Raw genomic sequence first — 25,181 nt, 5'->3', positions numbered from 1 at the left:
CTGTTCCTCACGCGGCCTTGCGCTGCGCATCACGCTGCGCCACCAGCTCGCGCACGCGCGGGATGAGCGTGCGACCGTAATCCACCACGTCTTCCAGCGGATCAAAGCCGCGGATCAGGAAGGTGGTGACGCCCAGGTCGTAGTAGTCGAGCAGCGCATCGGCCACCTGCTCCGGCGTGCCAACCAGCGCGGTGGAATTGGAGCGCCCACCGGTTTCCTTGGCGATGGCCGTCCACAAGCGTTTGTCGACGCGCTCGCCCTGCTCCGCGGCCGCTAGCAGGCGCCGTGCGCCCTCGCTCTGTTGCGGGCCGCCTCGGCTGTAGCCCTGCTGCACGCGCAGCGCACGCGTCCGCTCGAGAATGCTCTCTGCCCGCGCCCAGGCCGCGTCCTCCGTGTCCGCCAGGATCGGACGGAACGACACCGAGAAGCGGATGCTGCGCCCATGCCTGGCGGCTTCCGCCCGCACGCGCGTCGTCAGATCACGCACTTGGTCGAGCGATTCGCCCCACAGCGCATACACGTCCGCATGTTTGCCGGCCACCTCAACGGCCACGTCGGATGCGCCCCCGAAGTAGATCGGCACATGCGGTTTCTGCGCGGGCTTCACTTCAGAGAAACCTTGCTCGAAGCGATAGAAGGCTCCCTCGTGGTCAAACGGTTTCGTTTCTGTCCAGATGCGCCGCAGGATGCCGAGGTATTCGTCGGTGCGCGCGTAGCGCTGGTCGTGGCCCAGATAGTCGCCGTCGCGACGTTGCTCGCTGTCGGAGCCGCCCGAGATGAAGTGCACGCCCAGACGGCCACCGGTGAACTGGTCCAGCGTGGCGATCTGCCGCGCGGCCAGCGTCGGATTCGTAAACCCCGGCCGGTGCGCGAGCATGAAGTGAATGCGCTCCGTCAGTGCCGCTGCGTACGAGATCGTGAGTGTGGCCGAAGGCCCCGTTGAATGATGCGGGACCAGAATGCGGTCAAAGCCGGCCTGCTCGTGCGCCTGTGCAAAGGCACGCACGTAATCACGGTCAATCACAGGCCCGTTGGGATCGGCGGGGTGGATTTCCGACTGTTTCTGGCTCTGGATCATGCCGATGAAATCGACGCTCATGGTGGCTCCGTTCCGCATATCGTTAGAAGGCTGGCAAGGCGCGATGCCCCGCCGTGAACGCGAATGAAGTTACGTCACCACCGGCGCTGCACTAACGAATAATTTCAACGCTGCATATTCGGCATAGATCGTTCGCGGCGCTCGGCAACCTCGATACGCTGTGCGCCAACATCACCTGCTTCGCACATTGCACCGTCATGTCGTCTGCGCCCTTGCATCGTCTACCCACGCCGCCCGACCGGCTTGCCGAAGTGCTGGCCGCCGTCTGCCCGCAGTTGGCCTCTTCCGCCGCAGAGCACGATCTGCATGGCGGCTTCCCGCACGACAACTTTGCGTTGCTGCACGCATCCGGCTTGATCGCCCAAGTCATTCCAAAAACGCATGGCGGCGGCGGCGCGGCCCTGAAGACCGCGCGCCAGATCATTGCGTCCATCGCGCATGCCGATGCAGCCACTGCGCTTGTGCTGACAATGACGTACCTGCAGCACCGCGCCATCGCACGTGCCGATACACGCTGGCCTGCGCATGTTCGGCAACAGGTGTTTGCGACGGCGTTGAATGAAGGTGCGCTCATCAACGCGCTGCGTGTGGAGCCCGATCTGGGCTCCCCGGCTCGGGGCGGGTTGCCGGCCACGGTGGCAACGCGTGTCGGCAACGCCTGGCGCATCCGGGGTCGCAAGCTCTACAGCACCGGCAGCCCCGCCCTGCGCTGGCTGGCCGTGTGGGGCCGAACCGATGAAGCCGAGCCCCGCGTGGGCGTCTTCCTTGTGCCACGTCCGTTGCCCGAAACACCGGGTATCCGCATCGAAGAAACCTGGAACCATCTCGGCTTGCGTGCCTCTGGCAGCCACGACGTCGTTCTGGAAGACGTGGAAATTCCGCTCGACTACGCCGTCGACATCCGCCCCGCTGCTGCATGGGCAGCGCACGATGCTGCACAAGCCGACACCGGTGCGCAACTCGACCAGCAAGCGTGGATGACCGTGCTGCTCGGCAGCCTGTACGACGCGGTGGCGCAGGCTGCCCGCGACTGGCTCATCCAGTTCCTGAACACACGTGCGCCGGCCAACCTGGGCGGGCCGCTGGCCACGCTGCCGCGCATGCAGGAAGCGATGGGCGAGATTGCAGCTGCGCTGCACACCAACCGCGTGCTCCTGGATCATGCAGCCGAGGCAGCTGATGCGGGCTCGCCGCTTTCCGTCACCGACAGCGGGCTCCTCAAGTACACGGTCACCACCAACGCCATCCGCGCGGTGGAGCTCGCGTTGAAGTTGTCCGGCAATCACGGCTTGTCGCGCCACAACCCGCTGGAGCGCCACTATCGCGATGTACTGTGCAGCCGCATCCACACGCCGCAAAACGATTCCATCCTGCTGGCAGCCGGCCGCACTGCACTCGGGGTTTAGCTAGACGCCTCCGCCCAAGTCCAGCAAGATGCACCAAAACCCCACATCAGGAACCTGTCGATGAGCACGCCCGCCCGCGCTGCCGTTTCCGCTGCTTTTTCCTCTGCGGCAGCCGCACAAACCCAGTCCACCGTGCCGCTGCGCGATTTCGTGACAGCACTGTCGCGCCTGCTGGATCAGCAGCCGACCGAAGCCGAGATCCTCTCGCGCGCCGGTGCCCTGCTCGGCGTGCTCGTCGCCCGCGATGACTGGCTGCCTGCTGAATACGCACAGCCCCACCCCGAGCACTTTCAGCAGTACCTGCTGCATGCCGATTCCGGCGAGCGCTTTTCCATCGTCAGCTTTGTCTGGGGCCCTGGCCAACGCACGCCCATTCACGACCACACGACCTGGGGCCTGATCGGCATGTTGCGCGGCGCCGAATACTCGCAGCCGTTCAAGCTCGACGCACAAGGCAAGCCCCAACCCGACGGTCCGGCCATCCGTCTGGAGCCCGGCGCTGTGGAGCACGTCTCGCCGCGCATTGGCGACATCCACCGCGTGCACAACGCCTTTGACGATCGCACGTCGATCAGCATCCACGTGTACGGCGGCAACATCGGCGGCATCCACCGCTCCGTCTATACGGAAGACGGCGAGCGCAAGCCCTTCGTCTCTGGTTACTCGAATACCCACCTGCCCAATCTCTGGGATCGCTCCAAGGACACGCCCGCATCATGAGCAGCCCTATCGACGCCATCGAATCGCCAGTCGCTGCGCCGCTGGCCCAAACCCACGTCCCCACGCTCACATATGCCGACGTGCGTGCAGCGCTGCTGGCCAGCAAGGAGATCGCGCTGGTCGACGTACGCGAGGAAGACCCGTACGCGCAGGCGCATCCGCTGTGGGCAGCCAACCTGCCGCTCTCCCGGCTGGAGCTGGAAGCGTGGTCACGCATTCCGCGCCGCGATACGTTGATCGTGCTGTATGGCGTGCACGATGGCGTGGACCTTGCCCCGCAAGCGGCCGCCAAGCTGGCCGAACTCGGCTATACGCGCGTGTACCTGCTCGAAGGCGGCCTGGATGGCTGGCGCGCTGCCGGTGGCGAAGTCTTCCAGGACGTGAACGTGCCCAGCAAGGCCTTTGGCGAATACGTGGAGGCGCACCGCCATACGCCGTCGTTCAGCGCGCAGGAGGTGAAGGCGCTGCTCGATGCCAAGCGCGACGTGGTCATCGTCGACGCACGCCGTTATGAAGAGTTTCAAACCATGAGCATCCCCACGGCGACGAGCGTGCCGGGAGCCGAGCTGGTGCTACGCATCCGCGAGCTGGCGCCGGACCCGAGCACGCAGGTCATCGTCAATTGCGCCGGGCGCACGCGCAGCATCATCGGTACGCAATCGCTGGTGAATGCGGGCATTCCCAACCCGGTGGCGGCACTGCGCAACGGCACCATCGGTTGGCTGCTGGCCGATCAGATGTTGGACCATGGCGCCAGCCGCCGTCATCCGCAAGACGTTGCTGCCGACACGCGCGCACAGGCACAAGCCGATGCGCGCGCTGTGGCCGAACGCGCCAACGTCCCGCGCGTAGCACTCGCAGACGTTGCCAAGCTGGAGGCGCCCGACCGCACGCTCTACAAGCTCGACGTGCGCACGCTAGAGGAATACGCCGCCGGCCACCTGCCCGGCTTTGCCAGCGCGCCAGGCGGGCAGCTTGTGCAGGAAACCGATCACACTGCCGCCGTCCGCGGTGCCCGCATCGTCCTGGCCGATGATGATGGCGTGCGCGCCGACATGTCCGCCTCGTGGCTCGCACAAATGGGTTGGGAGGTCTATGTCGTCGATCCTGTCGACACCAGCGAGCGCAGCGCCACGGGCGCGTGGCAGACACCTGCCCCGCAACCACCCGCCGTGCGCACAGTCGACGCCCGCGCTCTGGCCGGCTGGCTGGAAGCCGGCGACACAGCCGTCATTGATGTCACGCGTAGCGCCAATTATGTCGCACGGCATATTCCGGGCGCTTGGTTTGCCGTGCGCTCCGACTTGCCCGCCGCGCTCGCGCGCATCCCGGCTGCACGCCGCTATGTGCTGACCTGTGGCTCCAGCCTGCTCGCCCGCTTTGCCGCCGCCGACCTTGCCGCGCTGACGCAAGCCGAAGTGTGGGTGCTCGACGGCGGCACCGCAGCATGGGTGGCTGCCGGCCTGCCCGTTGAAACCGGGGAGACTCGCCTCGCCTCGAATCGCATCGACCGCTACCGCCGTCCGTATGAAGGCACGAGCGCCCCGCGCAAAGCCATGCAGGCCTATCTCGATTGGGAGTTCGGGCTGGTGGAGCAGTTGCGACGGGACGGAACGCACGGTTTTCGGGTGATCTGATCGCTGCCCGCCGTTCGGAACGTGGGGTCTGGCGTTTGGAACACGCCCCACGCCTTGGCTCACTTGCTTGCTAACGGCGCTCACAACGAGCGATAGCAAAACTCGTTTTGCGCGTCAGCTTCCCTTGAGTAGCATCGGGACTTCCTCGCAGAGGTTCCCTCATGTCCCCCTTCATCGCCCTGTGCCTGCTCATCACCTACGTGGTGTGGGGCACAACGTATCTCGCCATCCGCTTTGCGCTGACCGATCTGCCGCCCTTCCTGATGATGGGCTCGCGCTTTCTGGCTGCGGCATTGCTGCTCGCTCCGCTGGTCATCCTGCGCCAGCGCGGGAAGCCGGAAGATCGGCCGACCGCACGCCAGGTGCGCAACTGCGCGCTCATCGGAGCGTTCATGCTGGTGGGCGGCATGGGCATGACGGCGGTGGCGGAGCAGACCATCTCATCGGGCGCCACCACGGTGATGATCGCGTCGATGCCGCTGTTCTCAACCCTGTGGACGCTGCTGGCCGGCGGCCGCCTGCGTGCGTATGAGATTGGCGCCATTGCGCTGGGCAGCATCGGGATTGCGGTGCTGTTTCGCGGGGCGGAGTTCCAGGCCAGCACGGCAGGCGTGCTGGCACTGACCATCGCCATTGCTTCGTGGTCATTCGGCTCGCAACTCTCCAAGCGCATCGACATGCCCAAGGGCACGACGGCCTTCGTACTGGAGATGGCTTTTGGCGGCGTAGCGCTCGTGCTGCTCAGCCTGATCACCGGCGAAGCGTGGCCGAAGCACATCGGCATGCATTCCGCGCTTGCATGGGGCTACCTCGTGGTGTTCGGCTCGGCCATTGCCTTCACGGCTTACATGGCGCTGGTGGAGCGCGTGTCCACCGTGATGGCGACAAGCTATGTGTACGTGAACCCGCCCATCGCCCTGTTGATGGGCGCGTGGCTGGCCGATGAAGTGGTCGCGCCACAGACGTTGGGTGCGACGGGCATCATCCTGGCGGCGGTGGTGGTGCTGACGGCCGGGGCTACGCGGGCGGCGCGGCGGGCGGCAGCCTGAGGGCCTGCATGACCTTCAACCCGCCAACGACGACGGCAACGACGCGCTCGGCACCGCGTCCTCTTCGGCACACGCAGCGGCGCCGCTGTCCGCAGCGTTGTCCAGCCGGTTGAGCCACGCCATCAACGCGTCGGCATGCTGCGGGCGCGAGAACAGATAGCCCTGCCCCAGGTCGCATCCGGCGTTGCGCAGCAACGCGAGCTGCTCGGGGTCTTCCACGCCTTCGGCCACCACTTGCATGCGCAGGCTATGCGCCATGGCGATCACCGCGCCGGCAATGGCCTCGCCGTCGCCGGGCATGCGTTGCACGAAGCTGCGGTCGATCTTGAGCTTCTGGATCGGGAAACGCTGCAGATACGCCAGCGACGAATACCCGGTGCCGAAATCGTCAATCGACAGGCTGATGCCGGCCGCGTGCAAGGATTCGAGCAGCGCGATGTTGTCTTCGATGTCTTCCATCAGCACGCTCTCGGTAATTTCGAGTTCGAGCTGATGCGGCGGCATGCCGGTTTCGCGCAGCACGTCCATGACGTTTTCCACGAGCGCCGGGTCGCGCGTTTGCCGCGCCGACAGGTTGACGGCCACCCGCAGCGTGACGCCCTCCTCACGCATCCAGCGCACGGCTTGTTCGCACGCGGTGCGCAGCACCCACAGGCCGAGCGGCACGATCAGCCCGGTTTCTTCCGCCACGGCGATGAACTCGCCGGGGCCGATCAGGCCGATCTCCGGATGGCGCCAGCGCACCAGCGCCTCCACGCCGTAGACGTTTGCTTTGCAGATCACCGAATCGTGTGCGCCTTCTGTGCACAGGCGCACCTGCGGCTGGTAGGCCAGCAACAGCTCTTCGCGGTCGAGCGCGCGGCGCAGATCGGCTTCCACACGCAGGCGGCGGCGCGCCTGCTGGTCCATCTCCGACGTGAAGCTGGCGGCCGCGTTCTTGCCGTGGTTCTTGGCGTGGTACATCGCCGTGTCGGCGTTGCGCGTGAGCACCTGCACGTCGCGTGCGTCATGCGGATACAGGCTCACGCCCACGCTCGCCGTTACGTAGATCTGATGCAGGTCGAGCGCAAACGGCGCCGCCAGCGCGGCAAGAATGCGCTTGGCCAATCCGTCGGCCAGCGTTGCCGCTTCCGTGTCGGCGATCTGCGCCCGGCCGGACAGCTCAGCGATCACCGCAAACTCATCCCCGCCGATGCGGCACAGCACGGCACGCAAGTTGGCTTGGTCGATCACGTCGTTCAGCCGCCGCGCAACTTGGCGCAGCAGTCGGTCGCCGTTGTTGTGGCCCAGCGTGTCGTTGACGACCTTGAAGTTGTCCAGATCCAGCAGGAGCAGCCCCACTGCACCCGCCTGGCCCGCGCGCTTGAGCGACACCTGCAGGCGTTCGTTGAAGGCGTGCCGGTTCGGCAGCTCCGTGACCGAATCGATGTGGGCGAGGTAGTCCAGATGCGCTTCTGCCTGCAGCACCGCGCGGCGCATGCGGGCGATCACCAGATACGCGAGGCCCATCGCGCCGATGCCCACCGACACCGTGAGCACGGCGTAGCCAAGTAGTTGCATGTACAGCTCGGTCAGGCTGGAGCGCACCACCACATAGCCGATCACGCGGCGTTCCGATTCCACGGGCTCCACCACCTCCAGCGTGGTCAGCGTGGACACATCCGACTCGCGGAGCATGGCGGCATCGGGGGCGCGCACCGGTGCGGCATCGCCGTGCTGATACAGCGCCAGCGGCTTGCGCAGCGCGCTGAAAATGCCGGCCGCACGCAGCGACGGTGACGCTCCCAGCGCGCCCAGGGTTTCTTCCGCCGCGCGACGGTCATTGAAGAGCAGCGCGGCCACGCTGTTCGCGCCCACGATGCGCGCCTGCACATGCACGTCCCGCACCAGCGCCGCATGCAGCGCGATGAACTGGAACACGATGAGCAGGAAGCCCGCGATTGTCAGCGCCGCACCGGCACCGGCCATGTTGGCCCGCACCATGGAGTGCCCCAGGCGGGGTTGAGGGGTCGTAATGGACAGGCTCATTGCACGGTCCTAGCCAGGCGCAGCAGTTGTGAGCTGAGCTGAAGATGGGCTTGCCGCGCAGCCACTGCATCAATGTCGAAGACCACGCGATCGTCATGCAGGGCCAACGCGATCATCGGCTCCGGGTTGCCGGCTGCGCGCTGGCTCTTTGGGCTGTCGGACACTGTCAGCACGGGCGCGGCCGGATCGACGCGCACACCATTCGGGGTACGTGCATCAAACACGAGGACATGGCAGCCGGCAACGGTGCTGTCGTTGAGCTTTCGGATTTCCAGGCGATGTCCGCGCACGGGTTTTCCTATCAGTTTTTCCAAGGCCGCCTGCAACGGATGCTGTGCGGTCACGCACACTACCATCGGGGCGTCGGCCTGCATGACATCGGCCGGCCAGTTGGTGAACAGCGCAAAGTTGTAGATGAACGCCGCCTTGACCTGCACCTCGCTGGCCTGCATCTGTGCGTTCGTGGCACCCATGCATGCCACGCACGCCAGCACGGCGCCCAGCACCGCGCATAACCTGCGCGGGCCGGATCTTCGAGCGCGTCGGACGGTGCCGTGCGGGGTGTTCATCGGAAGGTGTAGGTGAATTTCACGCGAAAGGCACGGCCATCCTGCTCGATGGACGGCTGCGGTAGCTCCGGACCAGCCGGATCCGCATGGCGCCGATCGAACAGGTTGTAGATGCTGGCCGACATCTCCAGGTTGGGCGCCAACCGTGCCGCCAGCAACGTCAGGTTGGCGATCCAGTAACCGCCCACCTGGCCTGCTGTCGTCAGCCGGTTGCTGATGTACTGCGCTTCCACCCCAGCACGCCAGTCGCTGCGCCACACAGGCGCGGTGGCGTTGACCTTGAGCATGTGACGCGGCGAGTTGCTCAGTGTCTGGCCGGTATCGACATCTTCGGAACGCTGGAAGCTGTAGCTCGTGCGCAAGCGCGTGCCGCCCGGCCAGTTCTGCTCGTAGCCGAGTTCTGCGCCGCGCGTGCGCACACGCGCTACGTTGCTGAAAAAGAGCAGCCCGGTGTTCGGGTCTTCGCTCTGGCTGATCAGGTTGGAAACGTTGTTCTGAAACACCGACAAGGTCGCCTTGCCGCCCGCGGCAACTTGTTGCTCGACCACCGTTTCATACGTACGTATGCGCTCGGCCGACAGCCCATTGGTGACCTGCTGGCCGCCGGGCGCGCTGGTCTGATAGTTCAGCTCGTAATCGTTCGGCGCGCGATAGGCCATACCGTAGATCGCCTTGACGGTGGTCGTTGGGGCGGCATGCCAGATCAGGCCCACACGCGGGCTGAAGATGCCCGATGCGAAGCTCGTGTGGTCGTAGCGCAGGCCCGTATCCAGCACCCAGTCCCGATGGAGCAGGAATTGGTCCTGCACGTATACGCCCACACGGTTGTTGCTCCGATGGTCGTCGAGGTAACTGGCATACGGCACCGTATCGAAATTGCGCATTGCATCACGGTAGTCGCGTTGCAGTTCCGTACCGATGACCAGCGTGTGGCGTTCGATGCGGCGCGTCACGAGCTTGAGTTCGGTGCCGTACCACGCGGTGTCGAATACATCGCGGTTGATACCGGCCGGAGGCGGGTTGTATGCGTAATCGCCCTGCGAGACATAGCGCCCCCAGAACAGCCGTGCCGACACGTCGGTCGTGTCGTCCAGCGCGTGCTGCCAGGTGCCGTTGAACATCTGCCGCGTGTCGACAGTGCGGGAGCGCGGGTCGTTGAAGCTCTGGTCGTACGGCGCCGTCGGCACGCCCTTCGTGCGATCGACGTAGCCGAAGGTCAGCCCGAACTCGCCAAAACTGCCCTTGGCAAACAGGCGCTTGGCGCGGTCGTAATCCATGCCGCGGGCCACGCCGTCGCTCACGCCGGGCTGGTTGAACTCGGGAAAGTAGAGGTCGCGGCCGGGGGCATCGTTCACGCTGGCCGACAGCAGCCATTCGGCGCCGTTCTCCGCCCGCTTGCCCCACGTCACACGGGCATCGCGCGCATTGGCGCTGCCCGTCGATCCGCTGGCCTGCACGCCGTCAATGTCACGGCCGCGCTTGGTGATGATGTTGATCACACCGAACAGCGCGTTCGATCCGTACACCGCCGAGCCAGCTCCGGGCACGTACTCCACCCGCTCGATGAGGTCGACGTTGAGGATCGCTTCGGTGCCGACGGCCGCCTGGTCGAAGATGGGGTCGTTGGTGCGATGGCCATCAATCAGCAACAGGAAGCGGGTGTCGTAGTCGCCCGCGCGCAAGAAACCGCGTGCGCCCAGCGTGGTGTAGTTGCGGTCGTAGTTGGTGTAGAGCCCCGGCAGACTGCCCAGAATGTCGCCCAGCGTGCGCCAGCCATAGGCTTTGATGTCAGCTGCGGTGATGACCGATACGGTGGCGGGCGCCTCGTTGGCAGCTTGGGCGTACTTGGATGCACCCGTCACGACCTGCACCTGCATGAGTTGCTCGATGGGCAATGCAGTCAGGTCAGTCACGTCTGCCTGTGCCAGCGCTGCGGTGGAAAGCAACGTACCCGCCACCGCAAACATTTGCGCGCATCGCTTAGGGCCGAGCGGCGTGCGTGGCAAGCGCACAGACACTGCGATCGAGAGCGCGAAACTCGGATGTTTCCGGTAGCCCTGCGCGAGCGCACGGGCAATCACAACAAGGGGCGGCATCAGCGGAACCGGCAGAACCGATCACGTCTCTGAGGGACGTTCAGCGGGAATTCGATAGTTCTGCTTTAAAACGGAGAACCGGCGCGGTTCTTTACCCCTCCACTGCTGGGACGACACGTCAGCGCCGTTGTGGTGTGGCGGCAGCACGTGCCATTTTGTGACGGCCAAGGCTCAGCGGCGGCGCTTGCGCAAACGTTCGATGGCGACCAGTTGCGCGACAGCTTCGGCCAGCTCCGCCTGTGCACGTGCGTAGTCGAATTTGCTCTTGCTGTTCTGCATGTGTTCCTCCGCCGCCTTGCGGGCCTGCTCGGCCTTGGCCTCATCCAGGTCGTGCGCGCGCACAGCGGTGTCTGCCAGCACGATTACCTGCTCGGGCTGCACGTCAACAAAGCCGCCCGCCACAAAGAGGATCACCTCTTCGCCGTTCTCCTGCGTGACCCGGACGGTGCCTGGACGCAGCCGCGTAAGCAGACGTTCATGGCCGGGCAGGATGCCCAGTTCACCCTCGGTGCCGGGGATGACCACAAACTTGGCGTTGCCTTCGTACAGCCGTTCTTCTGCCGTGACGACATCGACCTTCAGCACCGGCATGGTGTCTCCTCTATTACGCGCATAGGTTCACAAGGTAGCACGATGTGCGCCCGGCGCCCTCCTCGGAACTCGCTCCGATTCGGGCCAGCGCCGACGCGTGCAGCCACGGCTGACCGTAAGGTTTCACAGTATGTAACGTCACAAACGCTGCCTAGACTGTCCGCCAGACCTTCAAAAAGACATATCAGGGAAACACAAGCATGCTGGGCGATCTATTGATGTCGTTCTTCGAGGTGGCGCGCCAAGGCAGCGTCACCTCTGCTGCCAAGCACCTGCGCCTGTCGCAGCCCACTGTGACCGGACGCATCCGCCAGTTGGAAGAGATGTACGGCGTCGAGCTGTTCCACCGCCGCGGCAGCCGGCTGGACCTATCGGACCTGGGCGTGAGCCTCATGCCCATCGTCGAGCGCCTTGCGCAGCAGGAGGGCGACGTCGATTTTCTCCTGCGCAATGCGGGCGATCTGCGCACTGGCAACCTGCGCGTGGGCGCCACGGGCCCTTACTACATCCTGCCCAGCGTGGCGGCGTTTCGCGCGCGGCATCCGACCATCGAGATCACCATCGAATTCGGCAATTCGCAGCAGATGCTCGAAGCGCTGTCAGAGGTGCGCATCGACCTGGCTGTGTCGTCTCATGCCGTGGATGACGAGCGCCTGCATCGCATCACGCTGGCAGAAGACACCATGGTGCTGGTCGTGCCGCTGGACCATGCGCTTGCGCGGCGTCCGAGCATCACGTTGGATGACGTTGCCGGCTGCCAGCTGTTGATGCGCGAACCGGGCTCCGTCACCCGCCGCGTCACCGAAGACGCGTTCGCTGCGGCCGGCATCGAGCCTGCCAGCACGAGCATCATCGGCAGCCGTGAAGCCATTTACGAGGCGATCAGCCTGGGGCTGGGCTGCAGCATCGTTCCCGCGCGTGAAGCACCGCGCCGGCCCGACGTGCGCGTGCTGCCGTTTGCAGACAACGCGCCGGTCATCCACGAATATCTGTACTTCCTGAAGGAGCGCAAGGACGCACGCCTGGTACGCGCCTTCCTTGACTGCCTGAACCCGGTGCTTGCACAGGCGCCAAAGAAAAACGCCGATGCGTTCATCGCCAAAGTTATGGCGATGGACACAGCCGCGACGCGCTAGGGCCGTAACCTCGCGGTTTTTCAACCGCCCCTGTCCGCCCGCTGTATGCAATCGCTTGCCCTGTTCGACCTGGACCACACCCTGCTGCCCGTTGACAGCGAATACGAATGGGGCCGCTTCCTGGTCGCCCAGGGCGCCGTCGATCGAAGCGTCTTCGAGCAAGCCAACGAACGCTGGATGCGGGAATACCGCGACGGCACGCTCGACTTTGCGCGGCACGTGCGCTTCTCGCTCGGCCTGCTGGCCCAGCACCCGCGCACACGGCTCGACGCCTGGCGTGCCACGTTCCTGCGCGAAGTCATCACACCCGCCATGCTGCCGCGCGCGCGGCAACTGGTCGACACACACCTGCGCGCTGGCGACCTTTGCTGCATCGTTACCGCCACGCACCGCTACCTGACCGAGCCGATTGCCGCCGCCTTCAACGTGCCGCATCTGCTGGCGGTCGAGGGCGAGACCATCAACGGTCAGAGCGATGGCGCATTCACGGGCAACCCGCTCGGCACGGCCACGTTTGGCGCAGGCAAGATCGTACGCGTGACGGAATGGCTCGCGCAGCGCGGCCAGCGCATGACGGACTTCTCGCGCACCGTGTTCTACAGCGATTCACGCAACGACCTGCCGCTGCTCGAAGCCGTTTCGCACCCGGTGGCAGTGAGCCCCGACACCACCTTGCGGGCCGTGGCCGAGTCGCGCGGCTGGCCCATCATCGAACTCTTCGCTGCCTGAAAACAAGAGCGCCCGCGCGGCATGAACCGTGCAGGCGTCTTTGTCGGTGAACGACACTCCGTCAGGCAGTCATCGCTGCGGGCGTGCTCGCCGGCGGCGTCCACTGCGGCAGTTCGGTGCCGTCGACCAGCGCATCCATATGCCGATGCGCCAGCGCCGGACCCACGCTCATACCAATGCCGCTGTGCATCAGCGCGACGGTGGTGCGGTCATCGATGCGGGTGATCGAGAACGCGCCGCTGCCGGGTACACGGCACTTGGCGCCGTACACGCCCTGCCAACGCTCCACCACGCGCAACTTGCTGCCGAAGGTGTCACGCGCGAGGTCGAGCATGATGTTATCGACCGACTCGGCGTTGAACGGGCGAGCGTCCTGACCGTAGTCGTGCGAATCGCCAACGATCCAGTCGCCATAGGGTGTCGGGCTGACTAACAGGTGAATGCCATGACGCGCCAGCTCGGGGCGCTGATGCTCGATCTGCATGGCCAGCGCCTGCGCCGTCGGCAAGTCCGCAAATGCACCGTAGTGCGTGCATGACAGCCCGGTCAGCACGGCGTGCTCCAGGCGGAAGCCATCTTCGGGTGTGACACGCAGCATCTGCAGGCGGCAAACCTGCGGTTGCAGCGCGCGAAGCTGGTCCGCACACAGCGTCTGGTAATCGTGACCGCTGCAGACGATCACACGCTGGGCGTTGCACACACCGGCGGTTGTTTCCAGCCGGCCGCCTTCAACATGGCGCACGAGCGTGCCGAAATGGAAACGCACACCTTGCGTGGCAAGCCATGACGCCAGCGCCGGAATGGCTTCGCGCGAATAGAGCTGCAGATCATCAAAGCCCTGGAGCGCTGCGCGGTGGCGCATGAAGCGTCCATCGTAGAGGTTCGCCAGGTCTGCGCTGCGCAACAGCTTTACGTTGTAGCCGAAAGCCGGTGCGCGCGTCGCCATGAACTCGTCCAGCACGGCTTCTTCCGCGGCATTGCGGGCAAATAGCAGAGCACCGTTGGCGCGCGCAAAGATGCCGGCCCTATCGGCCCAGTCGAGATACAGCGCGCGGCTTTCGCGCGCGAGGTCCAGCATGATGCCGGGCGGCTGGCCGGTCACCAGCATCTGACCGAAATTGCGAATGGACGCGCCGACGGCAATATCACTGCGCTCGAATACCGTCACGCGCAGGCCGCGTTTGACTGCAGCGGCTGCGTGCGCCAAGCCCAAAATGCCAGCCCCGACGATGGCGACGTCGGTGCTGGCATCCAGGCCCCCTTGAGTTACGGGAGCTTGCATCGCTTACTTCTTCTCCGACTTGCCGTCGTAGCGCTTCGTCCACTCAGCGAGGATGCGATCGCGATTGGCGCTGGCCCACGTAAAGTCGTTCTTGATCAGACGCTTTTCGTAGTCGGCCGGCAGCAGCGGATCCGGCTTGGAGAAGCCGGGCGTGGCGACCACGGCAAAGTTCTTCTCGTACAGCGCCATTGCAGCCGGGCTTGCCGAGAAATCAGCCAGCTTCTTGGCGGCGTCCAGGTTCTTCGTGCCCTTCATGATGCCGGTGGCTTCCACGTCCCAGCCCAGGCCTTCGGACGGCAGCACGATGTCGATGGGTGCGCCTTCCTTCTTCGATTTCACGGCACGGTATTCAAACGCGATGCCGATCGGGAATTCACCCGAGGCAGCCATCTTGCAAGGCTTGGAGCCCGAGTGCGTGTATTGGCCGATGTTCTGGTGCAGTGCGTCCATGTAGGCCCAGCCCTTCTGCTCACCCAGCATCTGCAGCCATGCGCTGACGTCCAGGTAACCCGTGCCCGACGAGGCCGGGTTCGGCATGACGATCTTGCCAGCGTAGACCGGCTTGGTCAGGTCGGCCCACGAAGTCGGCTTCGGCAGGTTCTGCTTCTGTGCTTCGACGGTGTTGAAGCAAATGGCCGCGCCCCATGCATCCATGCCGACCCATGCCGGCGGGTTGGCCTTGTCGCGGTACGTGGCGCCGATCTTCGACAGATCCGCCGGTGCGTACGGCGTCAGCATGCCTTCCTTGTCCAGGATGGCCAGGCTCGATGCGGCCAGGCCCCACACCACGTCGGCGCGCGGGTTGTTCTTCTCGGCCAGCAGCTTGGCGGTGACAACGCCAGTGGAGTCGCGCACCCACTTGATCTCGATGTCCGGATTGGCCTTCTCGAAGGCCTCCTGGTACGCCTTCACTTGGTCAGCTTCCAGCGCCGTGTATACGGTCAGCGTGGTCTTGGCAAAAGCCGACGTGGCGAAAGCCATCGCGGCCGAAGTGACTGCGGCGGCCAGCAGGGAAAGACGTGCGGTCATGGTTTCCTCGGTATGGTGTGATGCAGCGGAAAAGACAACAAACAGGACAACAAACTCAGATGCACTGCGGGCGTTCACCGCGCGCCAGACGGCGGTTGATGTCGGCCACGACTTCAGGCAGATCGGCAATCGTGTCGATCTCGTAATGCGGGCGGCAGGCGGAAAAGCCGGCCGAGATGGCGACGCGATGGCGCGCACGCTCGTCCGCAGACAGTGCGCTGTATTGCTCGTACGGCAGGCCCAAGGCGTTACCCGACATGAGCAGCGCAACGGTCCACATGCCGGCGCGGCGGCCCTCTTCGATTCCGGGCACGGTGTCGTCGACCTTCACGCAGGCCGCCACATCCCCAATCGCAAGGTCCACCACGCAGCGCAGTGCCTGCGCAGGCCACGGGCGGGCACGCGGCACTTCATCGCAAGCGACCACGCAGTCGGGTGTGTAGCCAGCACTGGCAGCCAGGTCGACCACACGATCCATCACCACGCGCGGGTAGCCCGAGCACGTGCCGATCTTCAACCCCGCTTCGCGCAGTGCGGCGATGGTGTCGAGCGCGCCCGGGATCATTGCGGAATGCTCACCCACCTTTTCGATCTGCAGCGGCATGAAGCGGTTGTAGATGGCAGTGACATCGTCATCGGTGGGCATGCGACCGTGTGCGAGCGAGAAACGCGCGGCAATCGCACCGTCGTTGCACAGCGTGCGGATGTGGTCCCACTTGCCCAGGCCCATCGGGCCGCGTGCTTCGTCCAGCGTGATGGCCACGCCAAATTCTGCAAACGCTTCCACGAAGATCTGCGTGGGGGCAAACGAGCCGAAATCGACCACGGTGCCGGCCCAGTCGAGCACAGCGGCCTCCAGGCGCAACGGCGTGCCGCCCGGGTTGAGGCGGTCTGCGCCGGCCTGGCGTGCCGAGATTGGGGAGGAGTCACCCATGTTCATGCTTCCTTTCTGTTTTTTGCTGCTTGTTGCTGCTTGTTGTTATTAGGGACGACGAATTCAATGCGCCGCCGTGCGCCACGCCTGCGTACGCCGCACGATGCCGCGCGTGGCCAGTTCCAGCAGCAGAGATACGACGATCGACGTGACGAGAATGAGCGTGGACATGGCCGCAGCGGGGCCGATGTCGCCGGCGTCGTCCATGTTCAGCACGGCCACGGAAGCGAGCACGGTGTCGGGGCTGTAGAGGAAGATCACTGCCGACACGGTCGTCATGGCCGACACGAACAGATAACGCGCGCACGACAGCACGGCCGGCACACACATTGGCAGCGTCACGCGCCAGTACGTGCGCAGCGCAGACACCTTGAGCGAGGCCGACACCGCCTCGAACACCGGATCGAGCTGCCCCAGCGACGCCACCGACGTGAGGTGTGCTGCCGTGGCGCAATGCATGATCGTGCAGAGCACCATCAGCGCCATGCCGCCATACAGGCCGTTGAGCGGATTGGCCGGATGGTTGAAGAAGAACACGTAGCCCAGACCGAGCACGAGGCCGGGCACCGCCATCGGCAGCAGCACGGCAAAGCGGATGGCCGAATGCAAACCGGATTGCAACCATCCTGCAGCGCGTGTTTTCTCAACCAGCCATGCGCCGGTGAAGATCAGTGCGGTACCGAACACGGTGGTGAGTGCAGCCAACTTCAGACTGTTGCGATACGCCAGCCAGCCACCGCCATCCATGTTGTCGAAGTCGTAATTGCGCAGCGACAGTTCGAGGTTGTACGGCCAGAGCTTCACCAGCGATGCGCCAACGGCGGTGGCAAGCATCAGCAGAATCCCGCCGACCACCAGCACGCTCAGCAGCAGGAAAAGCCCATCACGCAGGCGATCCGGCTGCGGGTGATATGGCTGTGCGCGGCTGGCCAGCGCGGCGTGCTGGCGGCGCTGCACGAGGCGCTCTACCGCAAAGGTCAGCAGCGCGGGCAGCAGCAGCATCAAACCGATGACGGCACCGCGCGCAAACTGCTGTTGGCCTACCACGGCCTTGTAGGCCTCCACGGCCAACACCTGGTAGCTGCCGCCCACCACGGTCGGCACGCCAAAGTCGGTCGCGACCAGCGTGAAGACCAACGCGAAGGCGCCGAACAACCCGTAGCGCGCACCGGGCAGCGTGACCGTGCGGAACGTGCGCCACGGGCTCGCGCCCATGGCACGGGCGGCGTCATACAGCCGGCCGTCTGCCAGCGTGAGCGTCGCCAGCAACAGCATCAACGCATACGGGAACGTGTAGAACACCTCGCCCAGCACGATGCCCCAGAAGCCGTAGATGTTGTTGCCGCTCATCCATGCCTTGAACAAGCCCTGGTTGCCAAACAGGTAGACCAGCGCAATGCCCGGCAGCAGCGACGGCGCAAACAGCGGCAGCATCGCCAGCGTGCGCATCGTGCCGCGCAACGGCATGCGGGTGCGTTGCACCGCATAAGCCAGGGCAAATGCCAGCGGCACCACAATGGCGGCCACCGCACCGGATACCGCGAGGGTACGGCCAACCATGGCAAGAAAATTCGGCGCCCGCACCACATGGGCAACCAGCGCCAGGCCGTGCTCGTCTGTGCTGCGCACACTGGCAACCAGCCCCGTGGCCTGCAACAACATCATCGCCGTGGGCAGCAGCAAGCCGATGGCGAGCAACAGCAGCCAGCCGAGCTTCATGCCCGTCAGCACAGGCGCATCGGTACGCCAGAACGGCGTGCCCGCGGCGCGAGCCGGTTTGGATGCGGCGGATTGGGTGGCCGCAACCACGTTGGCCTCAGGGGGCAGCATCGACATGGCGGCCTCAGGCATACACACGCAGGCCGTCGCGCTCCAGCGCGATCCACAGCTTGCTGTCGCCCAGGCCATTGCGGCCGGTTTGCAGCGCGCTCGATGCCACTTCGGCCACCAGCGGTGCATCGGCCAGGCCATCGATCGACAGCGTCACGCGCGTTCGGCTGCCCAGGTAGATCTGGTCGACCACGCGGGCGAGATGGCGATTGGGTGCGTCGTCGTCGGGATGCAGCGTGACGGCTTCGGGGCGGCAGAACAGACGGCCCTGAAACGCCCCGCTATCGGTGAAAGCCGGATCGAGCAGCAGCGGTTGGCCGGCCAGCGTGGGCGTGCCATCTTCCGCGCGTTCCAGCGGCAGCCAGTTGGCTTGGCCGACAAACCCGGCGACAAACCCGGTGGCCGGGCGCGAATAGATTTCCGCCGGCGAGCCGGTCTGCTCGATGCGGCCGTTGGACATGACGGCGATGCGATCAGCCATCGCCATGGCTTCGTCTTGGTCGTGCGTGACCATCAACGTAGTGACGTTCAGCTTGCGCTGCAGGCGGCGCAGCTCGATGCGCAGGTGCTCGCGCACCTGGGCGTCCAGCGCCGACATTGGCTCATCCAGCAGCAACAGCGACGGCGCGGGTGCCAGTGCGCGGGCCAGTGCCACACGCTGCTGTTGGCCGCCCGACAGTTGCGACGGGTACTTCGCCTCGCTGCCGGTCAGGTCAACCAGCGCGAGCATCTCCGAGACCCGCTCCTGCATGCGCGCACGGTTGCCGCTACTGGCGTCCAGCCCGTAGCCAACGTTCTGCGCGACCGTCAGGTTGGGAAACAGCGCATACGACTGGAAGACGATGCCGTAGTCACGCTCACGCGGGGGCAGATTGGAAATATCGCGGCCACCGGCGACGATCTGGCCGCCGTCGTGCGCCTCCAGCCCGGCAATGATGCGCAGCAGGGTCGTCTTGCCGCAGCCCGACGGGCCCAGCAGGCAGACGAATTCGCCTTGCGCCACATCCAGCGACACCCCGTCAAGCGCCGTGAACGCGCCAAATCGGCGTGAGATTTGCCGCACCGACAGGAACGGTGTGGCGGAACCCGAGGTCGGGTTGGTAACAGGCTGAGAGATGGGCACAGGGCGCAGACAGTGGCAAAAACGATCGCCACTGTAGCCAGCCGACATGTACCCCTTGTGGCAGTTACCCCAAAAACGCCAATGCGCGCATTTCCGGATTTTGGTTCGTCTATGACGAGACCGGCCGGACTTCGCTCAGGAAGGCGGCAATCAACCGCGCCTCACGCCGATCCTGCAGGCAATACAGGTATTCGCTCAGCTCCGGCGCGCCACCCTCAAAGGGCAGCACACGCAGATCGGCGTGGCTCGGCACTTCCTGGCGGGCGATGACACTGACACCCAGGTTGCGCGTGATGGCCTCCCGGATGGACTCCCGGCTGCCGATTTCCACCGTGGAAGCCGGCGTCACGCCAGCCTGCGCCATCATCGTTTCGGTCATGGCGCGCGTGGTCGATCCCACCTCGCGCACCAGCAGCCGGCATTGCGACAGAGCACTCACAGGCACGCTCGTCTGGCCGGCGAGCGCGTGGCTGCGATGCACCACGAGCACAAGCGGATCGCGCGCCAGTTCAATGCGCAGAAAACGCGCGTCGTCCACGCGCTGCGACGACGATGCCACGTCCACCCGGTACTCCTGCAGCGCTTCGAGCATCTGCACCGAATTGCCGGCTTCGATGCTGACGTCGATGCCGGGATGGCTTTTGCAGAAACGATCGACGATGTCGAGTACGTAATACGGCGCCGTCGCGCCGATGCGCAGGTGGCCCGATCCCATGTCACCAGAGTTGCGCAGGAAGAAGTCGATCTCGGTTTCCTGGCGCACGAGCTGGTCCACCAGGGGCATCAGCCGCACGCCCGCGTCCGACAAGGAGAGCCGGCGCCCGCCCCGGTAGAACAGCTCCACGCCGTAGGCCTCTTCCAGGGCGCGGATCTGCGAAGTCACGGTCGGCTGCGACAGGCCGAGCTGCTTGGCTGCCAGCGTGATGCTGCCCAGGCGGGCAACCATGAAGAACGATTTGAGCTGCGCAACGAGCATCGGCGGGTGACGTATTGAGCGCGTTTGCGGCGCGGTGAATGAGCGGGCGGCCCATTCTAGCGGACGGCTCCGTCGCCAAAGTGGCGCCAGGCGCCCTCCTCCGTTTTCTGCATCTACATCCCGGAGCTACGACTTTTTCAACCTTTTCGACAACGCAAACTTTGCGTACCCCCACATCGGGGGGAATTGGCGCCTGTGAGGCCGTCATTTCCACAAATCGAATCCGCCACTTCGCCTTGAGAATCCGTTCGCATGTTGCGCTTGAGGCAGTCACGAGCCGCCCTCGCGCAGGCTTCTGGTATGTGCGGATTTGGAGAGAAGTGGATGGAACGCAGCAGCAACAACGTGCGCGGCACGAAGCAATGGACCATCGCGATGATGGTGGCAGCAGCAGGCACCCTGGCCGCATGTGGTGGAGGCGGTGGCGGCGGGGGTTCGGGGGCCACCCCGGCAGCCACGCAAGGCTCGTCCGCCAATATCACCGTGGCGGCGGCGTGCAGCGGGTCGAACTGCGGCGCACTGGGCAATACCTACGCCGGCTCCGGCGTGGGCGTATGGCAAGCGACCAATACGGGCGGAGCGTCCGGCTCGGTGCCGGTGTCGATCGCGGGGCTGACTGGCCAGAGCGTGACGCTCATCTACACCAACCAGAGTGCGGCGGCTCAGCCGATGCCGTCCATCTCGCTCACGGGCCTGGGGCTGCTGAATGCCACGGGCACGCCGGTCCCGAAGACTGCCGCCGACGTGGCGGGCAATGACGCCAACGCAGCGTTCGATCGCCAGCTCTCCGATTTCAACATCCATGCGCTGGATGGATACGCCACTGGCGGCGCCCCGCTCAAGACGCAAGGCGCTTCCAACGACACGGTGCTGCGTCCGCAGTCGGTCGCCAGCGTCGGCACACAGCGTACGTGGAACCATCAACAGCCGGATGGCACCGCCACCGTGCGTACGGCCACGCTGCGCCAGCAAGCCACGGCCACGGACGGCCGCATCGTCAACCTGTGGGTGGAAAACACCGAATACGACACCAGCAAGATCACCGACGGCATCATCAACACGCTCATCAGCAAATTTGCTTCGGGCACGCAGTCTGTCTACGCACTGGCCACTTCGCTGGTCGGCCAGCCGTGGGGCAGCTACTCCAGCTCCGCCAGCCTGATCGATCCGAACCAGGCGCTCGATGTCGTGGTGCTGAACATCCAGCCGGATAGCCAGCCCTATGGCCGCGTTGGCTATTTCTGGGCGCGCAACAACTTCACCACCAGCTCGCAGCCGCTGTCGAACCAGTCGCTGTCGCTCTATGTGGATTCGGAAACGATCTACCTGGGTGGCACGGACGGGCTGAACACCGTTATCTCGACGCTCGGCCATGAGTTCACGCACATGGCCAACTTCTACCAGCGCGGCGTGCTGCACGGCTCGCAATACATGTACGGCACGTGGCTGGAAGAAATGACAGCAATGACGATGGAAGACGTGCTCTCCAGCCAGATCGACCCAAGCTTCAACAACGTGCGCGACAGCCGCTTCCCGGCCTGGCTGCAAAGCGCGTACGACTGCTCGCTGACGGCGTTCGATCCGTCGCTGTCGTCGTCATGCCCGGGGTATCCGATTTCGGGCAGCCTGGGCGGCTTCCTGCTGCGCCAGTACGGCATTGCGTACTACACGAACCTGCTGCAGAACTTCTCGTCGACGGATTCGGCTGCGGTACTCAACAGCGCCATCCAAGCCGGCGGCGGCGCAGGGCTGGGCGATGCAACGGGCCGCTGGGGCACGGCGGTTGCGCTGCTGCCGGTGCCGGGCAGCCCGTCGGGATTTGCGTATCCGGCTCGCTCGGACAGCGGCTTTTCGATCCCGGCGCTGAACGGCCCGAACTACAGCAGCCAGCGCACCATGCCGACGTCGGTACCGGCCACGCTGCAAAGCTTCGGCCAGTTCCCGGTCGCACGCGGCACGAAGGCTGGCACGTACAGCGAGACGATCACGGTGCCGGCATATTCAACGGTGTCGATCATCATCCATTGACAATGCGCGGCTGAGGGAGCGTGCTCCCTTTTGGTTTCGGCCAGCGCCGGAACCTTGAGAAGGACCAAAAGAAAAGGCGCCGAGGGTTGAATGCCCTCGGCGCCTTTTCACTTGACTACGGCAGGAACGACCCGCCGTAGCCTCACCGCGTGCTTACATCTGCACGGTGTCGGCCACTTCCTTGAAGTCTTCGATCTGATCGAAATTCATGTACTGGTAGATCTTGTCGCCGTTGGCGGTGAGCACGCCCATGTCGGCCATGTACTCGTCCTTGGTCGGGATCTTGCCCAGACGCGAGCAGATCGCCGCCAGTTCCGCCGAGCCGAGGTACACGTTCGTGTTCTTGCCCAGGCGGTTCGGGAAGTTGCGGGTGGACGTCGACATGACCGTCGCGCCTTCGCGCACCTGTGCCTGGTTGCCCATGCACAGCGAGCAGCCCGGCATTTCGGTGCGGGCACCGGCCGTGCCGAACACGCCGTAGTGGCCCTCTTCCGTCAGTTGCTTCTGGTCCATCTTGGTCGGCGGCGCAACCCAGAGCTTGACCGGAATGTCGCGCTTGCCTTCCAGCAGCTTCGACGCCGCACGGAAGTGGCCGATGTTGGTCATGCACGAGCCGATGAACACTTCGTCGATCTTGGCGCCGGCCACGTCGGACAGCGTCTTCACGTCGTCCGGATCGTTCGGGCAGGCAACGATCGGCTCATGGATGTCGGCCAGGTCGATCTCGATGACGGCAGCGTATTCAGCGTCGGCGTCCGGCTGCAGCAGTTGCGGATCGGCCAACCATTGCTCCATCGCCTTGATGCGGCGTTGCAGGCTGCGCGGGTCTTGGTAGCCCTGCGCGATCATCCACTTGAGCAGCGTGATGTTGCTGTTCAGGTACTCGATGATCGGGTCCTTGTTCAGGTGCACTGTGCAACCGGCGGCCGAACGCTCAGCAGACGCATCCGACAGTTCGAACGCTTGCTCGACCTTCAGGTCAGGCAGGCCTTCGATTTCGAGGATGCGGCCCGAGAAGATGTTCTTCTTGCCTTGCTTGGCGACCGTCAGCATGCCTTGCTTGATCGCGTACAGCGGAATCGCGTTGACGAGGTCACGCAGCGTGACGCCCGGCTGCATCTTGCCCTTGAAGCGAACCAGCACCGATTCCGGCATGTCCAGCGGCATCGTGCCGGTGGCGGCCGCGAATGCGACCAGGCCCGAGCCTGCCGGGAAGCTGATGCCGATCGGGAAGCGCGTGTGCGAGTCGCCGCCGGTGCCGACGGTGTCGGGCAGCAGCATGCGGTTCAGCCACGAGTGGATCACGCCATCGCCCGGGCGCAGCGCAATGCCGCCACGCGTGCTGATGAAGTTCGGCAGCGTCTGGTGCGTCTTCACGTCCACCGGCTTCGGATACGCGGCGGTGTGGCAGAACGACTGCATGACGAGGTCGGCCGAGAAGCCGAGGCACGCCAGATCCTTCAGTTCGTCGCGGGTCATCGGGCCCGTGGTGTCCTGTGAGCCGACCGAGGTCATCTTCGGTTCGCAGTACGTGCCCGGGCGAATGCCCTGGCCTTCCGGCAGACCGCACGCGCGGCCGACCATCTTCTGCGCGAGCGAGAAACCCTTGCCGCTGTCGGCCGGCTGGTGCGGCAGGCGGAACAGCGTCGACGGTGCGAGGCCCAGCGCTTCACGCGCCTTGGCGGTCAGGCCGCGGCCGATGATCAGCGGAATGCGGCCACCGGCGCGCACTTCGTCGAACAGCACGTCCGACTTGACCTGGAATTCGGCGATCACCTTGCCGTCCTTCAGCGCCTTGCCTTCGTACGGGCGCAGTTCAACCACGTCGCCCATTTCCATCTGCGACACGTCGAGTTCGATCGGCAGCGCGCCGGCATCTTCCATCGTGTTGTAGAAGATCGGAGCGATCTTGCCGCCCAGGCATACGCCGCCGAAACGCTTGTTCGGAACGTAGGGGATATCTTCGCCCGTGAACCACAGCACCGAGTTAGTGGCCGACTTGCGCGAGGAACCGGTGCCGACCACGTCGCCCACGTAGGCGACCAGGTGGCCCTTTTCCTTAAGCGACTCGATGAACTTGACCGGGCCGCGCTTGCCGTCTTCTTCCGGCGTGATGCCGGGGCGCGCGTTCTTCAGCATCGCCAGCGCGTGCATCGGGATGTCCGGGCGGGTGGTGGCGTCCGGTGCCGGCGACAGGTCGTCGGTGTTGGTTTCGCCCGTCACCTTGAACACGGTGATGGTCAGGCTTTCCGGCACTTCCGGACGGCTCGTGAACCATTCGGCGTCGGCCCAGCTCTGCAGCACAGCCTTTGCGTGCACGTTGCCCTTGTCCGCGAGTTCCTTCACATCATGGAACTGGTCGAACATCAGCAGCGTTTTCTTCAGCGCCTCTGCGGCGGTGGCGCCGACTTCGGCGTCAGACAGGAGCTCGATCAGCGGCTGGATGTTGTAGCCGCCCAGCATCGTGCCGAGCAGTTCGGTGGCGCGGGCACGCGAAATCAGCGCGCAAGCGGTCTCACCCTTGGCGACAGCAGCCAGGAAGCCTGCTTTCACGCGGGCGGCTTCGTCCACGCCAGCGGGTACGCGATGGGTGATCAGGTCGAGCAGCGTTTGCTCTTCACCCGCGGGCGGGTTCGTCAGCAGTTCGACCAGTTCGGCGGTCTGCTGAGCCGTCAACGGCAGGGGAGGAATACCGAGCGCGGCGCGGGCGGCCACGTGAGCGCGAAAGTTTTCAAGCATGGGAGACCTGCTGAGATGACGTTACAGGGGAATCTTTTCAGGCACCCCGAGGCTGGTCCGGGCGCCGCTTGGGCGCGATTCTAATCGCAATACCCCACACGGTCAAATGTCTTATATCTTATATAAGAGTCGACCGCGCGACCTGCCGCCTTCAGCCGTTCAATGCTGCCCTTCCCCCTC

At 64.9% G+C, this 25,181-nt stretch carries 19 protein-coding genes; 7 read left to right on the top strand and 12 right to left on the bottom strand.

Annotated features, from left to right (window positions below; translation table 11 throughout):
* Positions 1-7 precede the first annotated feature (7 nt).
* A complete protein-coding gene (locus tag M1D44_RS20220) occupies positions 8-1,099 on the bottom strand; it encodes an LLM class flavin-dependent oxidoreductase (RefSeq protein WP_316684662.1) in 1,092 nt (363 codons plus the stop codon).
* A gap of 197 nt (positions 1,100-1,296) precedes the next feature.
* Here M1D44_RS20220 and M1D44_RS20215 point away from each other — a divergent pair, with 197 nt between their 5' ends.
* From M1D44_RS20215 to M1D44_RS20200, 4 genes are all read left to right on the top strand, one after another.
* Positions 1,297-2,505 (top strand): acyl-CoA dehydrogenase family protein, encoded by a 1,209-nt coding sequence (locus tag M1D44_RS20215; protein WP_024979011.1) that lies wholly within the window; start codon positions 1,297-1,299, stop codon positions 2,503-2,505.
* A 60-nt stretch (positions 2,506-2,565) separates the two neighbouring features.
* Positions 2,566-3,225 carry a cysteine dioxygenase family protein gene (locus tag M1D44_RS20210; protein WP_316852262.1) on the top strand — a complete coding sequence of 220 codons (660 nt, stop codon included), beginning with the start codon at positions 2,566-2,568 and terminating at the stop codon, positions 3,223-3,225.
* Complete coding sequence (locus M1D44_RS20205) at positions 3,222-4,862, top strand: rhodanese-related sulfurtransferase (RefSeq protein WP_316852261.1); 1,641 nt, start codon at positions 3,222-3,224, stop codon at positions 4,860-4,862. The genes M1D44_RS20210 and M1D44_RS20205 overlap by 4 nt, the downstream gene beginning before the upstream one ends.
* 161 nt (positions 4,863-5,023) lie before the next feature.
* Complete coding sequence (locus M1D44_RS20200) at positions 5,024-5,911, top strand: EamA family transporter (protein ID WP_024979014.1); 888 nt, start codon at positions 5,024-5,026, stop codon at positions 5,909-5,911.
* Between the two features lie 15 nt (positions 5,912-5,926).
* On the opposite strand, the gene M1D44_RS20195 is transcribed toward M1D44_RS20200, so the two are convergent.
* The 4 genes from M1D44_RS20195 to M1D44_RS20180 all read right to left on the bottom strand — a co-directional run bounded on the left by M1D44_RS20195 (position 5,927) and on the right by M1D44_RS20180 (position 11,195).
* Positions 5,927-7,939, bottom strand: a complete 2,013-nt coding sequence (locus tag M1D44_RS20195) for a putative bifunctional diguanylate cyclase/phosphodiesterase (protein WP_316684665.1) — start codon at positions 7,937-7,939, stop codon at positions 5,927-5,929.
* Positions 7,936-8,508 (bottom strand): YfiR family protein, encoded by a 573-nt coding sequence (locus M1D44_RS20190; RefSeq protein ID WP_024979016.1) that lies wholly within the window; start codon positions 8,506-8,508, stop codon positions 7,936-7,938. Before M1D44_RS20190 ends, M1D44_RS20195 begins: the two co-directional genes overlap by 4 nt.
* Positions 8,505-10,475: a TonB-dependent receptor plug domain-containing protein gene (locus M1D44_RS20185; RefSeq protein ID WP_316852688.1), complete on the bottom strand. Its 1,971-nt coding sequence runs from the start codon at positions 10,473-10,475 to the stop codon at positions 8,505-8,507. The genes M1D44_RS20190 and M1D44_RS20185 overlap by 4 nt, the downstream gene beginning before the upstream one ends.
* 300 nt (positions 10,476-10,775) lie before the next feature.
* Complete coding sequence (locus tag M1D44_RS20180; RefSeq protein WP_045204000.1) at positions 10,776-11,195, bottom strand: F0F1 ATP synthase subunit epsilon; 420 nt, start codon at positions 11,193-11,195, stop codon at positions 10,776-10,778.
* Positions 11,196-11,395: 200 nt separating this feature from the next.
* Here M1D44_RS20180 and M1D44_RS20175 point away from each other — a divergent pair, with 200 nt between their 5' ends.
* Together M1D44_RS20175 and M1D44_RS20170 are read left to right on the top strand one after the other, a co-directional pair.
* On the top strand, positions 11,396-12,331 hold the full coding sequence (locus M1D44_RS20175; protein WP_024979019.1) for a LysR substrate-binding domain-containing protein: 936 nt from the start codon (positions 11,396-11,398) through the stop codon (positions 12,329-12,331).
* A 45-nt stretch (positions 12,332-12,376) separates the two neighbouring features.
* On the top strand, positions 12,377-13,060 hold the full coding sequence (locus M1D44_RS20170) for an HAD family hydrolase (RefSeq protein ID WP_024979020.1): 684 nt from the start codon (positions 12,377-12,379) through the stop codon (positions 13,058-13,060).
* A gap of 61 nt (positions 13,061-13,121) precedes the next feature.
* On the opposite strand, the gene M1D44_RS20165 is transcribed toward M1D44_RS20170, so the two are convergent.
* The 6 genes from M1D44_RS20165 to M1D44_RS20140 all read right to left on the bottom strand — a co-directional run bounded on the left by M1D44_RS20165 (position 13,122) and on the right by M1D44_RS20140 (position 20,234).
* The gene (locus M1D44_RS20165) at positions 13,122-14,342 is read right to left on the bottom strand and encodes a TIGR03364 family FAD-dependent oxidoreductase (RefSeq protein ID WP_316852260.1); all 1,221 of its coding nucleotides are present in this window, start codon (positions 14,340-14,342) and stop codon (positions 13,122-13,124) included.
* Between the two features lie 3 nt (positions 14,343-14,345).
* Complete coding sequence (locus M1D44_RS20160; RefSeq protein ID WP_024979022.1) at positions 14,346-15,371, bottom strand: putative 2-aminoethylphosphonate ABC transporter substrate-binding protein; 1,026 nt, start codon at positions 15,369-15,371, stop codon at positions 14,346-14,348.
* 55 nt (positions 15,372-15,426) lie between these two features.
* A complete protein-coding gene (phnX, locus tag M1D44_RS20155) occupies positions 15,427-16,305 on the bottom strand; it encodes a phosphonoacetaldehyde hydrolase (protein ID WP_316684669.1) in 879 nt (292 codons plus the stop codon).
* Between the two features lie 63 nt (positions 16,306-16,368).
* A complete protein-coding gene (locus M1D44_RS20150) occupies positions 16,369-18,141 on the bottom strand; it encodes a putative 2-aminoethylphosphonate ABC transporter permease subunit (protein ID WP_316852259.1) in 1,773 nt (590 codons plus the stop codon).
* Positions 18,142-18,148: 7 nt separating this feature from the next.
* Positions 18,149-19,198 (bottom strand): putative 2-aminoethylphosphonate ABC transporter ATP-binding protein, encoded by a 1,050-nt coding sequence (locus M1D44_RS20145; protein ID WP_439004465.1) that lies wholly within the window; start codon positions 19,196-19,198, stop codon positions 18,149-18,151.
* Positions 19,199-19,367: 169 nt separating this feature from the next.
* Entirely contained in the window at positions 19,368-20,234 is an 867-nt protein-coding gene (locus M1D44_RS20140) for a LysR family transcriptional regulator (protein WP_024979025.1), read from the bottom strand.
* A gap of 324 nt (positions 20,235-20,558) precedes the next feature.
* Between M1D44_RS20140 and M1D44_RS20135 the strand changes: the two genes are divergently transcribed.
* The gene (locus tag M1D44_RS20135; protein ID WP_024979026.1) at positions 20,559-22,262 is read left to right on the top strand and encodes a M30 family zinc metallopeptidase; all 1,704 of its coding nucleotides are present in this window, start codon (positions 20,559-20,561) and stop codon (positions 22,260-22,262) included.
* 153 nt (positions 22,263-22,415) lie between these two features.
* Here M1D44_RS20135 and acnB read toward each other — a convergent pair whose 3' ends face one another.
* Positions 22,416-25,001, bottom strand: coding sequence for a bifunctional aconitate hydratase 2/2-methylisocitrate dehydratase (gene acnB, locus M1D44_RS20130; protein WP_024979027.1), 2,586 nt, complete (start codon positions 24,999-25,001; stop codon positions 22,416-22,418).
* Positions 25,002-25,181: the final 180 nt, after the last annotated feature.

It is taken from the genome of Ralstonia sp. SA306 (genome assembly GCF_054792405.1).
The sequence above is the reverse complement of the archived record's forward strand: the minus strand, read 5'-3'. Positions and strand labels throughout refer to the sequence as shown.

Bases quoted from the DNA above. Each gene is read 5' to 3' on its own strand.
- M1D44_RS20170 (WP_024979020.1), top strand. From the start codon at position 12,377: ATGCAATCGCTTGCCCTGTTCGACCTGGACCACACCCTGCTGCCCGTT.
- acnB (WP_024979027.1), bottom strand. From the start codon at position 25,001: ATGCTTGAAAACTTTCGCGCTCACGTGGCCGCCCGCGCCGCGCTCGGT.
- M1D44_RS20210 (WP_316852262.1), top strand. From the start codon at position 2,566: ATGAGCACGCCCGCCCGCGCTGCCGTTTCCGCTGCTTTTTCCTCTGCG.
- phnX (WP_316684669.1), bottom strand. From the start codon at position 16,305: ATGGGTGACTCCTCCCCAATCTCGGCACGCCAGGCCGGCGCAGACCGC.
- M1D44_RS20185 (WP_316852688.1), bottom strand. From the start codon at position 10,475: ATGTTTGCGGTGGCGGGTACGTTGCTTTCCACCGCAGCGCTGGCACAG.
- M1D44_RS20195 (WP_316684665.1), bottom strand. From the start codon at position 7,939: ATGAGCCTGTCCATTACGACCCCTCAACCCCGCCTGGGGCACTCCATG.
- M1D44_RS20175 (WP_024979019.1), top strand. From the start codon at position 11,396: ATGCTGGGCGATCTATTGATGTCGTTCTTCGAGGTGGCGCGCCAAGGC.
- M1D44_RS20200 (WP_024979014.1), top strand. From the start codon at position 5,024: ATGTCCCCCTTCATCGCCCTGTGCCTGCTCATCACCTACGTGGTGTGG.
- M1D44_RS20140 (WP_024979025.1), bottom strand. From the start codon at position 20,234: ATGCTCGTTGCGCAGCTCAAATCGTTCTTCATGGTTGCCCGCCTGGGC.
- M1D44_RS20215 (WP_024979011.1), top strand. From the start codon at position 1,297: ATGTCGTCTGCGCCCTTGCATCGTCTACCCACGCCGCCCGACCGGCTT.
- M1D44_RS20150 (WP_316852259.1), bottom strand. From the start codon at position 18,141: ATGTCGATGCTGCCCCCTGAGGCCAACGTGGTTGCGGCCACCCAATCC.
- M1D44_RS20205 (WP_316852261.1), top strand. From the start codon at position 3,222: ATGAGCAGCCCTATCGACGCCATCGAATCGCCAGTCGCTGCGCCGCTG.
- M1D44_RS20160 (WP_024979022.1), bottom strand. From the start codon at position 15,371: ATGACCGCACGTCTTTCCCTGCTGGCCGCCGCAGTCACTTCGGCCGCG.
- M1D44_RS20180 (WP_045204000.1), bottom strand. From the start codon at position 11,195: ATGCCGGTGCTGAAGGTCGATGTCGTCACGGCAGAAGAACGGCTGTAC.
- M1D44_RS20220 (WP_316684662.1), bottom strand. From the start codon at position 1,099: ATGAGCGTCGATTTCATCGGCATGATCCAGAGCCAGAAACAGTCGGAA.
- M1D44_RS20135 (WP_024979026.1), top strand. From the start codon at position 20,559: ATGGAACGCAGCAGCAACAACGTGCGCGGCACGAAGCAATGGACCATC.
- M1D44_RS20165 (WP_316852260.1), bottom strand. From the start codon at position 14,342: ATGCAAGCTCCCGTAACTCAAGGGGGCCTGGATGCCAGCACCGACGTC.
- M1D44_RS20190 (WP_024979016.1), bottom strand. From the start codon at position 8,508: ATGAACACCCCGCACGGCACCGTCCGACGCGCTCGAAGATCCGGCCCG.